The sequence below is a fragment of the Rhizobium sp. PAMB 3174 genome (assembly GCF_052908375.1).
The window spans coordinates 4,069,074-4,083,568 of sequence record NZ_CM128608.1; the positions used below are offsets into that span (position 1 = coordinate 4,069,074).

Consider the following 14,495-nt stretch of genomic DNA (forward strand, 5'->3'; position numbering starts at 1 on the left):
ATGCGTGAGGTTTGGTGCGTCGGCCCGGCGTCGACTTTATTGATATCGAGGGAATATTGCGGACGGTGGCGGTTCAAGGCGCCCTGCAGGATTGTGTAAAGCTGATCGGCGCCGGCAAGGCGGCCGAGGCCGTGGCGAACCTTCAGGCGCTTGCGGATGACAATCCCGACGACGCCGACGTGCATCATTATCTCGGCCTTGCCCTGCATCTTTCCGGCCGCTCCGCGGATGGCATCGTGGTTCTGCAAAAGGCGGCAGAGCTGGAACCCGACAATGCCGCCATTCGCCAGAACATGGTGTTGCCCTTCCTTGCGACCGGCGATGTCGACGCCGCGATCGCCGCGGGAGAGCGATCTGTCGCGCTCGCGCCACGCAGTCTCGGCGCCCGCGTCAATTTCGTCTTGGCGCTGACGCGCGGCGGCGACTGGCAGAAGGCCGCGGCGGCCTGCGAGGAGGCCCTTTCCGCCTTCCCGGACAATCCCGCCCTTCTCACCCAGATGGGTCATATCCTCCTGCAACTGGACCGAAGCGCTGAGGCCGAGCAGCACTTGCGCCGGGCGCTTGTCCTCCGTCCGGAAGAGCATGAGGCGAGCTATAATCTCGGCGTCCTGCTGCAGCGCCAGGGCAGGAACGAGGAAGCGGTCGAGTGTTACCGCCAGACGCTTTCGGCCGATCCGCGCCATCTGGGGGCGATCATCAACGGCGCCGTCTGCCTGCGCAATCTCGGCCGCGTGACGGAGGCGCTGGCCGCGCTGGAAGGGTCCCCGCTGAACCCGGAGGCCTTCCCCGCGCTCGCCTATAACATCGCCTGGACGAAACTCTTGCTCGGCCGGTGGGGCGAGTCCTGGCCCGATTATGAAAAGCGCGTCGCGGTTTTGCCGCAGCCAACACGCGTGACCGTTTCCGACGCGCCGTTGTGGCGTGGCGAAGATCTGACCGGCAAGAGGATCGCTGTCCTGCACGAGCAGGGGCTGGGGGACACCATTCAGTTCATCCGTCTCCTTCCCCTGATCGGCGAGCGGGCGGAAAAAGTGATCTTCGTCTGCCAGCCGCAGCTGCACGCGCTACTCAAGACCTTTCCGGCATTTCGCGACAATCCCGAGCGGTTTCAGCTCATCGCAGACGGCTCGGTGGCGCTGCCGACACACGATTATCAGGTGCTGCTGATGTCCCTGCCGGGTTTGCTCGGTCTGCAGCCGGATCAGCCGAATGGCGGCTTTCCCTATCTTTCGGCCGAGCCCGAGCGCAAGGACAAATGGGCGGCCTTTCCCGAGCGCCCAGAGGGTACGGCAAGGCCGCTCAGGATCGGATTGTCCTGGCAGGGCAATCCGAATGCGGCGACCGAGCGCGGACGATCGGTGCCGCTCGATGAGTTCGTGGCGCTCGGCGCGCTCGGCGAAGCCGTGGAGTTCATCTCGCTGCAGAAGGGACCGGGTGCGGATCAGCCGGTTCCCGACGGTTTGCGCCTCCTGAAGCCTGCCCCCGATTTCGATGTCGGGCCGGATGCCTTTGTCGATACAGCCGGCCTTATCTCTTCACTGGACATCGTCATCACATCCGATACCGCCATTGCCCATCTGGCTGGAGCGATGGGGCGGCCGGTCTGGCTCATGCTGATGGCGGCGCCCGACTGGCGCTGGGGTCTCTCCGGCGAGTTGACGGCATGGTATCCGACCATGCGTCTTTTCCGACAGGAGACACAAGGCGACTGGGCCGGCGTCATGGCGCGGGTCGCGGCGAACCTCAAGGCGCTTGCAGAAGCGCCGCAGCCGATCGATCCGGATCCAGGCACCGTGGCGCTGGAACAGGCGATCGCCGTCAACCGGCGCGGTGATTTCGCAGGCGCTGCTAGGCTCTACCGTCACCTGATGGCGCGGCGCGGACGGTCGGCACAGCTTCTCAACCTGACGGCCATGGCGGACCTGGAAGCCGGAGGCCGCAGTCGCGAGACAGCGCTTGCCTGCCTGCCCTTGGCGCTGCAATCCTTGGCGCTCGCGCCGGCGGTCACGGATTTCTGGAGCAATCTTTCCATTGCCCTCGACAGCGCCGGGTTTCAGCGGGATTCGGAGCGTGCGCTGGTCTTCGCGCTGAAGGTCGATCCGGCTCATATTCCATCGCATTTGTCGCTCGTGCGCCGGGAGATCGCCGCTGGCCACGCGGAGGGAGCACTGTCGCGCGCCAAGGCGCTGCTTGCCCATCACCCGGACAACCTCGCGGTGCTTTCCGCCTATGCCAATGCCTGTACCGCGATCGAGCGGCCGGAGGAGGCGGAGCGGGCGCTTGCAAAGGCCTGCCGGCTGGCGCCGAAGGACAGCAAGCTCCTGGTCCAGTGGGGGGCGGCGCTTCTGGCGCTCGACCGGACCGAGGAGGCGGCGAGGGCCTGGGAACGGGCGATCATCGCGGATCCCGCCAATTCCGATGCCTGGAACAATCTCGGCGTCCACGAGCGTAATCACGGCGAACCGGATATCGCGGTCTGGCTGCAGCGCCAGGCGGTGGCGGCAAAGCCCGGAAATGCGGAAGCCTGGTCCAACCTCGGCGTCAGTGAAATGGATGCCGGCCATGAAGAGGAGGCCATTTCCTGCTTCCGCCGGGCAATCGACATCCGGCCCGGCTACCCCGATCCGAAGATGGCGCTTGGCATGGCACTGATGAACAGTGGCGATCTCGCCGCCGGCCTGCCGCTATACGAGGAGCGGCTGAATGTCGGCGTGCTCGGTCTCGGCGCGACGCGGCCGAAGCTTGCCGAGTGGACGGGCGAGGACCCGGCGGGCAAAAGCTTTCTTCTTCTGGCCGAACAGGGGTTCGGCGATGCCTTCCAGTTCGTGCGCTATGCCGCGGTTCTGAAGGAACGCGGCGCCGCAAAGGTTTTCGTCGGTTGCCGGGGGAAGATCGCCGCGCTGATGGCGGGCGCGAAGGGCGTGGACGGTGTCGTGCGCGAAGGCGACCGGTTTCCGGCGACCGATTACTACGCCTTCATGATGAGCCTGCCGCTCCGCTGCGGCACGCGCGTCGAAACCATACCGAGCTATCCAAGCTACCTGACGGCGGATGATGAGCGGCAGACGCGCTGGGCCGAATGGCTGAATGAAAAGCCCGGCTTCCGGGTCGGCATCGTCTGGCAGGGTAATCCGGATCCGAAGGTGGACCGAGGGCGGAGCTTCCCGCTTGCCACCCTGGAGCCCCTGGCTGAGGTCCCCGGCGTACGCCTGATCGCGCTGCAGAAAGGGCCGGGCGAGGAGCAGATCGCCGCACTTGCCGGCCGCTTTGCCGTGGACCTGCCGCCCAAGGACTTCGACAGCGGGCCGGACGGCTTTGCCGATACCGCGGCAATGATGATGAACCTCGATCTGATCGTCACCTCGGATACCGCGACGGCCCATCTGGCGGGCGCGCTCGGCAAGCCGGTGTGGATCCTGTTGAAGGCGAAAGCGGAGTGGCGCTTCCTGCGCGGCCGTTCGGATTCGCCCTGGTATCCGTCGGCGCGGCTGTTCCGGCAGGTTGCCGGCGAAACCCCGGCCTCGCCCTTTGCCGGTGCGGTCGGCCGTCTTGCCGCCGAGCTCGAAAAACTGGTCCGTGGCGACCGCTCGGTCCTGTTCCGCGCGCAGGCCGAGCCGGAGGCGACAGCACCGGCCGCAAGCGAGCGCGAGCAATTTGCCGCCGCCATCCGCGCCCATATCGCCGGAAAGACGGCGGCGGCGCGCAAAGGTTATGCCGTTCTCCTCAGCAAGCCGAGAACGGAGCCGGAAGCCCTGCACATGCTGGGCGCGATGGCGCTGGAGACGCAGAATTTCGCACGCGCTCATCTCTTCTTCCTGAAGGCACAGGAGAAGGGGCTGAAGACCCGCGAGTTCCGCACGAACTTCGCCATCGCACTGCGCAATCTCGGCATGGTGGCGGAAGCCGAGGCGATGTTGCGCGGGTGCCTCGCCGAGAAGGAGACGGCGGAAGCGCAGATGACGCTCGGCAACCTGCTGCGCGACGATGGCCGCTTCGCCGAGGCGATCGCCGCCTACGAGCGGGCGATTATTCTCAGGCCGGAGATTTCCAAGTCGCATCGCGGCCTCGCCAATGCGCTGAAGGATGTCGGCCGGACCGACGCAGCGATTGATGCCTTCAACAAGGCTTTGGCGCTGGCGCCGGGCGATACGGAGACGCTCATCGACCGGGCGCATGCCTATCTGCAGAAGGGCAATCTGCCGGCAGGCTTCAAGGACTACGAGCACCGCTTTTTCGGGCTCGAGATGAAGGACCGGAAGCTGGCAATTCCGCGCTGGCGGGGCGAGCCGGTCGGCGACAAGGTGTTGTTCGTGCATGGCGAACAGGGGTTCGGCGACCAGATTCAGTTTGCCCGGTTTGTCGTCCAGGCGTGCGGCATGGCCGGACGCGTGATCCTTGAATTGCGCGAGCCCTTGATCCCGCTGTTTAAGGCGCTGCCGGGCACGGAGACCATGACGATCATCCGGCAGGGCGTCGATCCGGTGCCGTCGGCGGATTTCGAGATTCCGATACTCAGCCTGCCCCTCGTCTTCGGCACGACGTTCGAAACGCTGCCGCCGCCCGTGCCCTTTGCCGTTGACGGGAATGCCGTGGAACGGTGGCGCGCAACGTTCGGCGGCAAGGGCAAGTTTCGCGTCGGCCTCGTCTGGCAGGGCAATCCGAACGCGCGGGCCGACAATGGCCGCTCGCCACCGCTGAAAAGTCTCGCGCCGCTTTTCGAGCTTCCGGACATGCATTTCGTCGCGCTGCAGTTTCGCGACGGTCTCGACCAGTTGCGCGACGTTGCGTTTGCCGATCGTATCGAGGCGCCGGGGGAAGCGCTCGGCGATTTTGCCAGCACGGCGGCGGCAATGCAGGCCCTTGATCTCGTCATTTCCTCCTGCACTTCGTCGCTGCATCTCGCCGCAACCCAAGGCCTGCCGACCTTCGGGCTGCTGAAATACAACGCCGACTGGCGCTGGATGCGTGACCGCTCCGACAGCCCGTGGTACCCGAAGCTCAGGCTCATTCGCCAGCCGAAGATGGGCGACTGGGACAGCGTCGCCGAAAAGGCGGCGACGGCGCTGAGGAGCTTTGCGGAGTGGCGGCGATGACGGGCCGTGAAGAAGATAGTGTACTATTGAAGCGCGCCTTCGATCTGCATACGTCCGGCGATTTCGCGGCGGCTCTTTATATCTACGAAGCGCTGCTTGACGACGCGCCCGACCATCCCGACGCACTGCGACTGGCCGCATCGGCGAAGCGGTCCGCCGGCGATCTCGCCGGCGCTCTCGCGCTCTTCGAGAGATTGACTGCGGCCGAGACCGTTCAGCCCGAGGTCTGGTTCAACTACGGCAACGCGCTGGCGGACGCCGGACGTTTCGAGGATTCGATAGCCGCCTATCAAAAAACGATCGCCGCCGGAAATGCGACAGCGGAGGTCTATGCCAATCTCGGTATCGCCGAGGTCGGGCGCGGCGATCATCACGCGGCCATTGCCGCCTATCACACCGCGCTCGGTCTGGATCCGCGCCACAAGACGGCGATGCACAATCTCGGCAATGCACTGGTCGAAACCGGCGATCTGGGCGCTGGCATCGACATGTTGCGCCGGACGGTCACCGTTTACCCGGAGCTTGCCGAGGCGCGGTACAATCTCGCGCTGGCGCTGCTCAGGACCGGGGATTTTGCGGCCGGCTTCCGCCAGTACGAATGGCGCTGGCGGACGGAGAAGTTTCCGGCAAGACCGCGTTACACCGAAATTGCCGATTGGAACGGTCGGCCCTATCCCGGTAAGACGCTGCTCGTGCATGCGGAGCAGGGCCTCGGCGACACTATCCAGTTCGTGAAACTGCTGCCGCTGGCGCGCTCGCTTGTCGGCCGGCTCGTCCTTCAGGTCCCGGACAAGCTTGTAAGGCTTCTGTCGAGGGGTCAGGGCTTCGACAGTATTGTCGGCGAAAGCGAGGATCCCGGGGCCATCGACCTGCAGTCGCCGCTGCTCGGCCTGCCGCATCGCCTGCAACTGACGCCCGGCAGCATCCCGGCCGCCCGGTCCCATCTGACCGCCGAGCCGGAGCGCGTCCTTCACTGGCGCAAGACGCTGCGGCTTGATGGCGGTGCGAAAGCGCTGGGCTTCGTGTGGAAGGGCAATCCGAACTCGCCGGTCGAGCGTGGGCGCAGCCTTGCCGGACCTCGCGAGCTTGCACCCTTCGCCGACTTGCCGGATGTGCGGCTGATCGCCCTGCAGAAGCTGGCGCCGGGAATGCTGGAGCGGGCCGACACGCCCTCGGGGTGGAAGGTCGGCGGGCTGGATTTCGTGCTGGAGCATCCTGGGCCGGACTTCGATGCGGGAACGGACGCATTTGTCGACACGGCCGGCATCATGGCCAATCTCAGCGGCGTCGTGTCGGTCTGCACGGCGCCGCTGCACCTTGCCGGGGCGCTGGGCGTGCCGAGCGTGGCGCTGTTGAAGGCGGTTGCCGACTGGCGCTGGATGACGGACCGGGACGATACGCCCTGGTATCCGTCAATGACGCTCTGCCGCCAGACGCGGCCGGGCGACTTCGCCCCCACGATTACCGCTGCCGCGGATATCGCGAAGGGCTGGCTTTCCGCTCAGAGATAGCCGCTGACGATCGCCTTCATCTGGTCGGCAGTGCGCGACCAGGAATATCCGGCGAGCTTGGCCGCGCCGCGATCGCCGCGCCGGCGGGCGTCTGCCCGATCGCGATAGGCGCGCTCGAGCATGTCGTCGATTTCCTCGACATCGCTTTCACCCCAGCCGGCGACCGATCCGACGCCGCCACCGCTACCGTCCATCGGTGCCTGCTTCTCGAGGGCGTAGCAGTTGTTGCCGTCGATCAGGTCGAGATGGCCGGTATTGGCTGACAGGATCGCCGGCACGCCGCAGGCCATCGCCTCCATGGCGACGAGATTGGTGCCGCCTTCCGACCGATTGGGGAAAACCGCGACGTCCATCTCCCGCAGGACCGGCGCCATCAGTGCATTCGGGATGGCGCCGAGATCGAGGAACTGGTTGCGGGCGATGCCGTTCGCCTCGGTCCAGGCGGTCTGGTCGACCTTGCCTTCGGGTGTGAATGGCAGGGGCGCGGCCATGCCGCTTTCGTCCAAGCTTTTGGCCAGCTGCGGCCAGGGGCTGTGCCAGGCCGCGGCCAGCAGCGCGTCGGGATGGCGTTTGGCAAAGCGCGCGAAGGCGGCGACCACGAGGTCCTGCCCCTTGCGCCGCTCCAGCTTGCCGCCGGTGAAGACGAGGAAGCGATCCTTCAAGACGCCCTGCTTCTGGGCGGGATGGAACAGGGTCTGGTCGATGCCCTGGATGACCGTCTTCACATTGGTGAGCCCGTAGGCGCGCAGAATCCGTTCGTTCCAGGTCGAGCCTGTGACGATCAGCGGAAAGGACCGGGCCCGCTCAATCACGTCGTCGGACAGTTGCGGCACCTCAAAGAAGACGACGCCGAGGTTCGGTGCGCCTTGCAGCATCACGCCATGGGCGCCGGGCATCGTCTGGAAATCGTTGCCGAGGCCGACGAGAACCGGTGCGTTGACGCTGGTCGGCTTGCCGGCGCGGTCTTCCAGCCGCTTGACGAAGTCGATGGACGCCTTGAAGAACGGCGACAGCGCCTGCTGGCGCAGTGGATCGACGGCGATTTGGTCGCCCCGGAGCGGCAGCGAGCAGACCGGCTCGAAATCCGGGTCGGCCGACCAGTTGAGGGCGAGGTTGAGGCCGTAGATTCCCCAGCCGAAGAAGCTGGAAATGCCCCAGTGAATGATGACCGGCTTTCTCATCGGCTCCCGAAAATGCTGTCCGCTTTCCCCGCGCTTATCCCGCGGCAATGTTGCGTGGCGCTGACGTGCGCGCCCGAATTGCAGGTAGCGCACAAAAACGGCGGAGAATCCAGCATCGCGAAAGCTTCCACACATAGGGTCGAACCCAAATGGGCAGGATGCCCTCTCTCTTTTCCCTGTTTTCCTTCCGGAAGACGCCAAGAGGTAGTCCAGAATGAGTGAAACGGATCGGGATCCGACAGCAGACCGTTCGGTGAGTTCCCCCTTCAAGGCACTGGTGCTTGCTGGACGCAAACTCGGCCTGTCGCTTTCCCTCGAGCAGATACAGCGCGATTTTTCCGATTCGGGGCGTTTGCCGGAACTGCCGGCGCTTGCCGAGATCGCCAAGGAACACGGCATGAAGAGCCGGGTGCTGAAGGTCACCTGGCGCGTGCTGAGCCAGCTCGACCAGAGCATTTCGGCGATCATCTGCCTCCGTGACGGCACGCTTCTCGTCTTCGATCAGTATCTGAACGACCCGGTCACGCCGCAGGTGGTGCTGCGCGATCCCAACGATGCCGTTCACGGCAAGGTCGCCGTCGACCAGGTGCGCCTGGAACAGGTTTGGGACGGCAGTGTCGTCCTCTTCAAGAAGGCGCCGGTTCTCCACCATTTCGACGAGGAAGATCCGGAAGAGTTCAATTTCAGCTGGATGACGCGCCAGGTGTTCAAGGAGCGCCGGCTGTTCCGGGACATCCTGATCGCCGCCATGTCGCTCGGCGTCCTGTCGCTCGTGCCGTCGATCCTCTACCTCGTCGTCATCGACAAGGTTCTCGTCCATCATCGCATCTCGACGCTGATGATGATGGTCATCGCCATTGGCGTCGTGCTGGTCTTCGACATGGCGCTCAGCTACCTCAAGCGCATGATGTCGGCGGTGGCGACCGCGCGCATCGACGTCCGGCTCAACCTCTACATCTTCAACCGCCTGTCGCGTCTTCCGATCGAATTCTTCGAACAGAACCCGACCGGCGAGATCGTTCACCGACTGGGCGAGGCCAAGCGTGTGCGCGCCTTCATCACCGGCCAGCTGTTCGGCACGATGCTCGATCTTCTGTCGCTGATCGTGCTGATCCCGGCCATGTTCCTGCTGTCGCCCGTCCTGTCCTTCTGGGTGCTGGGCATCGCCGCCATGATGTCGCTGGTGCTGGTCATCTACATGGGGCCGATCCGCAAGGCCTATGCGCGGGTAATGAAGTCGGAGCATCAGCGCACCTCCATGCTGATCGAGACGATCAACGGCATCCGCACGATCAAGTCGATGGCGCTGGAAGGCCGCAAGCGGCGCGAATGGGACCAGCGGGTCGCCGAATCGGTCCGCTCGCAGACGGAACTCCTGAACCTCGCCAATCAGCCGCAGACGCTGCTGGCGCCGCTCGAAAAGCTGATCTACGCCGGCTCGCTCTGCATCGGCGCCTATATCGCGATTTCCTCGGACAGCGCCGTGATGACCGGTACGCTCGTCGCCTTCACGATGGTTGCCCAGCGCGCGACCCAGCCGATCGTGCAGCTGGCTGCGCTGATGCAGCCGCTGGAAGAAGCCCGGGCGGCATTGAAACAGGTCGGATCGATCATCAACCGTCCGGCGGAGCGCGCTTCCGGCAGCGGCGTGCGCCCCGTGCTGAAGGGCGAGATCGAATTCGAGGACGTGCGCTTCACCTATGCCGGCGGTTCGCAGCCGGCGCTCGACCAGATCAGCTTCCGCGTGAAGCCGGGCGAGGTCGTCGGCATCATGGGCCGAAGCGGTTCGGGCAAGACGACGGTGACGCGGCTCCTGCAGGGCCTGCACGCCAATTATGGTGGTCTTATCCGCATGGACGGCGTCGAGCTGAAGGAAATCGACCTCTACCACCTGCGTTCCAATGTCGGCGTGGTGCTGCAGGAAAGCTTCATGTTTAAGGGTACTATCCGCGACAACATCACCGCCGGAAAGCCGGATGCGTTGCCGGAAGAGATGATCGCCGCCGCGCAGCTTGCCGGTGCCGACGAGTTCATCGAGCGGCTGCCGCGTGGATACGATACCATGCTGGAAGAAGGCGCGACCAACCTATCCGGCGGCCAGCGCCAGCGCCTGGCGATTGCCCGGGCGCTGATCTCCAACCCGCCCATTCTTGTCTTCGACGAGGCGACCAGCGCGCTCGATCCCGACAGCGAGGCGATCATCATGGGCAATCTCAACGAGATCGCCCGCGGGCGCACGGTCCTGATGATTTCCCACCGCCTGTCTTCGCTCGTCAACTGCGACCAGATCCTGATGTTCGAACGTGGACGCTTGAGGGATTCGGGCCTGCATGGCGACCTGATGAAGCGGTCCCCCGATTACCGGTATCTGTGGAACCAGCAGAACCGCCACATGATGATGGATGCAAAGAGCAATGTTCAAGGCCTTAACGCTGTTGCCTGACGATGCCGATGCGTCGCAGAATGCGGCCTCGGAGTTCATATCGGACAGTGCGGAAATCCTGAACGCAGCCATTCCGAAGGCTGCGCGGATGACCGTGACCGTCGTCGCGGCCTTTGTCGGCGTCGCCATTCTCCTGTCGATCCTCATTCCGATCGAACGCGTCGTGTCGTCGACCGGGCGCATCATCTCGGAAGCCCCGCACGTCGTCATCCAGCCGATCGAAACGTCGATCGTCCGTGAAATCCATGTGCGCGAAGGCCAGCGGGTCAACAAGGGCGAGATTCTCGCGACCCTAGACCCGACCTTCTCCGAGGCGGATGCCACCTCGTGGCGGCGGCAGGTCGGGGCGCTGAAGGCGGAAATCGAACGGCTTTACGACGAAGTCGACGGGCGTCCGTACCGGCCGCTTGGCAACGACCTCTTCACCGAACTGCAGCAGCGCTATTACAGCGCCCGCAAGTCGCAATATGATTCCGCCATCACCAACCTGAACGGCAAGGTGGCGGCCATCGAAGCGCTGCGCAGGCAGCTTTCCTCGGAACTGCATCTCTTCGGCCAACGGCTGGATATCCTCAAGCAGACAGAGGCGATGAAGGCGTCGCTGGTCGAACGGCAGGCGATCAGCAAGATGGAACTGCTGCAGGTATCGGACAACCGCCTGGAACTCGAGCGGCAGATCGCCGGGATTCAGGGGCAGCTTTCAACCAGCGCCAACGATCTCGAGAGCGCCAAGGCGGCGCGGGACAATTATGTCCAGCAGTGGCGTTCGGACGCCATGCAGCAGCTCGTCAAGCAGCAGGGCGAACTGAACTCCGCCATGGAACAGCTCTCCAAGGCGGACAAGCGGCATGAGCTGATCGAGATGCGCGCGCCGCAGGACGCGATCGTGCTGCAGGTCGGCGACATCTCCGTCGGCTCGGTCGTCGAGACCGCGCAGAAGATGTTCATCCTCGTTCCGTCCGACGCGAAGCTGGAAGTCGAGGCCGAAATCTCGACTTTGGAACAGGGCTTCGTCCATCCCGGCCAGGAAGTCGAAGTGAAGCTCGATGCCTGGCCATTCGCCAAGTACGGCGGACTGAAGGGCTCCGTGCGGTCGCTGTCTGCCGACAGCGTCACCGTCGGCAAGAACAACGACAGCAACGGCAAGGCCGTCTATCTGGTCAAGATCGACCTGGAGAGCCCGAACCTTGATTCGAGGCCTGACGGCTACGGGCTCGTTCCGGGCATGACGCTGACGTCCGACATCGTCGTCGGCAAGAGAACGCTTGCGGGCTATCTGTTCGAGCGCGCAAGCCCTGCATTGACTGAAGGAATGCGAGAACCATGATGGATCTTTTCGTGCGGAAGATGACCTTCCTCGACAATTTTATGTTCAAGCGTGCGTGCAAGTATATCCGCAGGGGCGAACTCGTGCAGGGCGCGCGGCTTTTGAGCCGGATCGGTTCGCATGGCCATCGCGACGCGGCTTACGAACTCGCCAAGCTTTACGAGAGCGGCAAGGGCGTGATTGCCGATATCGGCCGCGCCCGTCACTGGGCCAGGCAGGCGGCCGACGCGGGGCATGCGCGCGCCATGGTGCGGCTGGCGCGGCTCTACCTGATGCAGCCGAACGTGCCGGCCTACAAGGGGGCTGCCGCCAACCTGCTGCAGTCCGAGCTGGAAGACCTGGAAGCGCGCCCGACGGAAGCGCGGCTCTACGCCACGCGCGCCGCCATGGCCGGCAGCATCGAGGGCATGGCACTTGCCGGATACCTCTGCGCCTCCGGCATCGGTGGCGAGGTGGATTACCGCACCGCCTGGATCATGTATTCCAAGGCCGCGGATGCCGGCAATGTCGAGGCCAATCTCGGGATCGGGACGCTGATTGCCAGCGGCAAGGTCGGCAATCCGGACTACGAAAAGGCCGAACGCCACCTGAAATTTGCCGCAGACGCCGGCAACATGACAGCACGCCATTATCTGGCGGTCCTCATGCTGCAGGGGCACAGCAAGGAAGGCGACGTGCAGACGGGCCTTCGCATCCTCGTCGCCTCGGCGATGAAGGGCCATCAGGTTTCCATCGAGGAACTCGCCAAGTACTACCTCGATCCCGAGCACAAGGATCGCGACCGGCAGATGGGCATGCGCTGGCTGGTCTCGCTTGGCCGCATGGGACATCACCGCGCCTGCCGCGAACTGGTGCAGCGCTATTCCAAGGGCGTTGACGTTGCGCCCGATCCCTTCGAGGCGATCGCTTGGCTCGAAAAGGGTGCCGAAGCCGGCGATGTCGCAGCGCAGTTCCAGCTGGCGATCCAGTATACGCTCGGCCGGCTGACGCCGCTCGACAACGCGCGTGCCCGCCAGTGGTTCAAGAAGGCCGCCCAGAAGGGGCATACGATCGCAATGGTCAATCTCGGCCGGTTCATGATGAGCGGTACCGGCGGATCGGTCGACATCAAGGGCGCCCGCGAGTGGCTGGAGAAGGCCTATGAGATGGGCGAACAGGCGGTCTTTCCGGCGCTCGGCGAGCTTTACGCCTTCCGCACCGATCCGCCGGATTACGAAGCGGCCCGGCTGGTGCTGGCGCGGGGCGCGCAGAGCGGCGACGCCCTCTCCCGTCAACTGCTCGGCAAGCTGGACGCGGTGCTCAAGGAGCGCGCGGCCTGATATCGGTTGCGATGCCACGCCGTTTCCCGTTGCAAAGGCCCGCTTTACCGCGGGCCTTCTTGCTTGAGGGAACCGGCATGCCTACATGGCGTTCATCGATGAGGGTTACCCACACGAAGACAGGAGACGGACCATGATCCTCGAGGCGGCCAGGCTGGGCCTTGTCAATCTGCTCGCATCCGAGACGCGTGGCGTCTTCTGGAAGGTGCTCGGGCTGACGGTGCTGGTGCTTGCGGCCCTGTGGCTTGCGGTGCGCGAGAGCTTCATGGCCTATGCGCTGCCCTGGATCGAAAGTTTCCTGCCCGGCATTCCCGACTGGGCCGGCTGGCTCGCCTTCGTATTCGGCATTCTCGCAAGCATCGGTCTGGCACTGTCGTTTGCCTTGCTGATTTCACCAGTGACGGCTCTGATTGCCGGGCTGTTTCTCGATGATGTCGCGGAGGTTGTCGAACAGCGCGACTATCCCACCGACACGCCCGGCACGGCCATGCCGCTCGGCGATGCGATCCTGAGTTCCGTCAAGTTCCTCGGCATCGTCATTCTCGGCAACCTGTTCGCGCTCATGTTGCTGTTCATCCCGGGCGTCAACCTGGTCGCCTTCTTCGTCGTCAACGGCTATCTGCTGGGGCGGGAGTATTTCGAATTCGCTGCGACGCGTTTCCGTACCCACAATGAGGCGCGGCAGTTCCGGGCGAAGCACGGCTCCACGGTGTTCCTCGCCGGCCTGCTGATCGCCGCCTTCCTGGCCGTGCCGATCGTCAACCTGCTGACGCCGCTGTTTGCGGCCGGCATGATGGTGCATCTGCACAAGCTGCTGAGCCGCAAGGATCCGTCTTTTCCGGCAATCACTCGATAATCTGGCTGGGTAGCTCGACGAGCGGCGCCGGGATGTCGCAGGTCTTTTCCGGCGACTTGCAGATGTCGGCGATGACGCAGCGCTCGCATTCGGGCTTGCGCGCCTTGCAACAGTAACGGCCATGCAGGATCAGCCAGTGATGGGCATGGAAGAGGTATTCCTTCGGAATGATCTTCTCCAGGACGTCCTCCACCTGGTCCGGGGTCTTGCCCGGTGCCAGCTTGATCCGGTTGGCGATCCTGAGGATGTGTGTGTCGACGGCAATGGTCGGAATGCCGAAGGCCATGGACATCACGACGTTGGCCGTCTTTCGGCCCACACCGGGAAGAGTGACCAGCTCCTCTCGCGTCCGTGGCACCTCGCCGCCGAAGTCGTCGATCAGCTTTCTCGACAGTGCGATGACGTTCTTCGCCTTGTTGCGGAAGAGGCCGATCGTCTTGATGTGGCCGATCAACCGTTCCTCGCCGAGGTCGAGCATTTTCTGCGGCGTGTCGGCGATCTTGAAAAGTTCCTTCGTCGCCTTGTTGACGCCGACGTCTGTTGCCTGCGCCGAGAGCGCCACGGCGACGACCAGCGTGAAGGGATTGACGTGGGCGAGTTCGCCTTTCGGTTCCGGACGCTGGATCGAAAACCGGCGGAAAATCTCCTCAAGCTCGGTGCGGGAATAGGCGGTCAACTGCCGTCGCGGCTTTGTGATTCTGCGTGCCGTTGACTTTTGGGTCGCTTGGGTGCTGGATTTGAGAGACGATTTTGCCATGAATCCTC

General features: G+C 64.2%; 8 protein-coding genes. 6 read left to right on the forward strand and 2 right to left on the reverse strand.

Annotated features, from left to right (window positions below):
• The first annotated feature begins 65 nt into the window (after positions 1-65).
• Both ACU5AY_RS19450 and ACU5AY_RS19455 read left to right on the forward strand, forming a co-directional pair.
• Positions 66-5,093, forward strand: a complete 5,028-nt coding sequence (locus ACU5AY_RS19450) for a tetratricopeptide repeat protein (protein WP_446827430.1) — start codon at positions 66-68, stop codon at positions 5,091-5,093.
• Positions 5,090-6,604 (forward strand): tetratricopeptide repeat protein, encoded by a 1,515-nt coding sequence (locus ACU5AY_RS19455; RefSeq protein WP_446827431.1) that lies wholly within the window; start codon positions 5,090-5,092, stop codon positions 6,602-6,604. The genes ACU5AY_RS19450 and ACU5AY_RS19455 overlap by 4 nt, the downstream gene beginning before the upstream one ends.
• Here ACU5AY_RS19455 and ACU5AY_RS19460 read toward each other — a convergent pair.
• Complete coding sequence (locus ACU5AY_RS19460; protein ID WP_446827432.1) at positions 6,595-7,785, reverse strand: glycosyltransferase family 4 protein; 1,191 nt, start codon at positions 7,783-7,785, stop codon at positions 6,595-6,597. The two genes, ACU5AY_RS19455 and ACU5AY_RS19460, sit on opposite strands and share 10 nt — an antisense overlap.
• Positions 7,786-7,999: 214 nt before the next feature.
• Here ACU5AY_RS19460 and ACU5AY_RS19465 point away from each other — a divergent pair, with 214 nt between their 5' ends.
• The 4 genes from ACU5AY_RS19465 (at position 8,000) to ACU5AY_RS19480 (ending at position 13,730) form a co-directional block, all read left to right on the forward strand.
• Positions 8,000-10,228, forward strand: coding sequence for a peptidase domain-containing ABC transporter (locus ACU5AY_RS19465; RefSeq protein WP_446827433.1), 2,229 nt, complete (start codon positions 8,000-8,002; stop codon positions 10,226-10,228).
• Positions 10,200-11,555, forward strand: coding sequence for an HlyD family type I secretion periplasmic adaptor subunit (locus ACU5AY_RS19470; RefSeq protein ID WP_446822696.1), 1,356 nt, complete (start codon positions 10,200-10,202; stop codon positions 11,553-11,555). Before ACU5AY_RS19465 ends, ACU5AY_RS19470 begins: the two co-directional genes overlap by 29 nt.
• Entirely contained in the window at positions 11,552-12,874 is a 1,323-nt protein-coding gene (locus tag ACU5AY_RS19475; RefSeq protein ID WP_446822697.1) for a tetratricopeptide repeat protein, read from the forward strand. Before ACU5AY_RS19470 ends, ACU5AY_RS19475 begins: the two co-directional genes overlap by 4 nt.
• 133 nt (positions 12,875-13,007) lie before the next feature.
• A complete protein-coding gene (locus ACU5AY_RS19480) occupies positions 13,008-13,730 on the forward strand; it encodes a sulfate transporter family protein (RefSeq protein ID WP_446822698.1) in 723 nt (240 codons plus the stop codon).
• On the opposite strand, the gene nth is transcribed toward ACU5AY_RS19480, so the two are convergent.
• On the reverse strand, positions 13,720-14,487 hold the full coding sequence (gene nth, locus ACU5AY_RS19485) for an endonuclease III (RefSeq protein WP_446827434.1): 768 nt from the start codon (positions 14,485-14,487) through the stop codon (positions 13,720-13,722). The genes ACU5AY_RS19480 and nth overlap by 11 nt on opposite strands.
• Positions 14,488-14,495: the final 8 nt, after the last annotated feature.

Bases quoted from the DNA above. Each gene is read 5' to 3' on its own strand.
- ACU5AY_RS19465 (WP_446827433.1), top strand. From the start codon at position 8,000: ATGAGTGAAACGGATCGGGATCCGACAGCAGACCGTTCGGTGAGTTCC.
- ACU5AY_RS19480 (WP_446822698.1), top strand. From the start codon at position 13,008: ATGATCCTCGAGGCGGCCAGGCTGGGCCTTGTCAATCTGCTCGCATCC.
- ACU5AY_RS19460 (WP_446827432.1), bottom strand. From the start codon at position 7,785: ATGAGAAAGCCGGTCATCATTCACTGGGGCATTTCCAGCTTCTTCGGC.
- nth (WP_446827434.1), bottom strand. From the start codon at position 14,487: ATGGCAAAATCGTCTCTCAAATCCAGCACCCAAGCGACCCAAAAGTCA.
- ACU5AY_RS19455 (WP_446827431.1), top strand. From the start codon at position 5,090: ATGACGGGCCGTGAAGAAGATAGTGTACTATTGAAGCGCGCCTTCGAT.
- ACU5AY_RS19475 (WP_446822697.1), top strand. From the start codon at position 11,552: ATGATGGATCTTTTCGTGCGGAAGATGACCTTCCTCGACAATTTTATG.
- ACU5AY_RS19470 (WP_446822696.1), top strand. From the start codon at position 10,200: ATGTTCAAGGCCTTAACGCTGTTGCCTGACGATGCCGATGCGTCGCAG.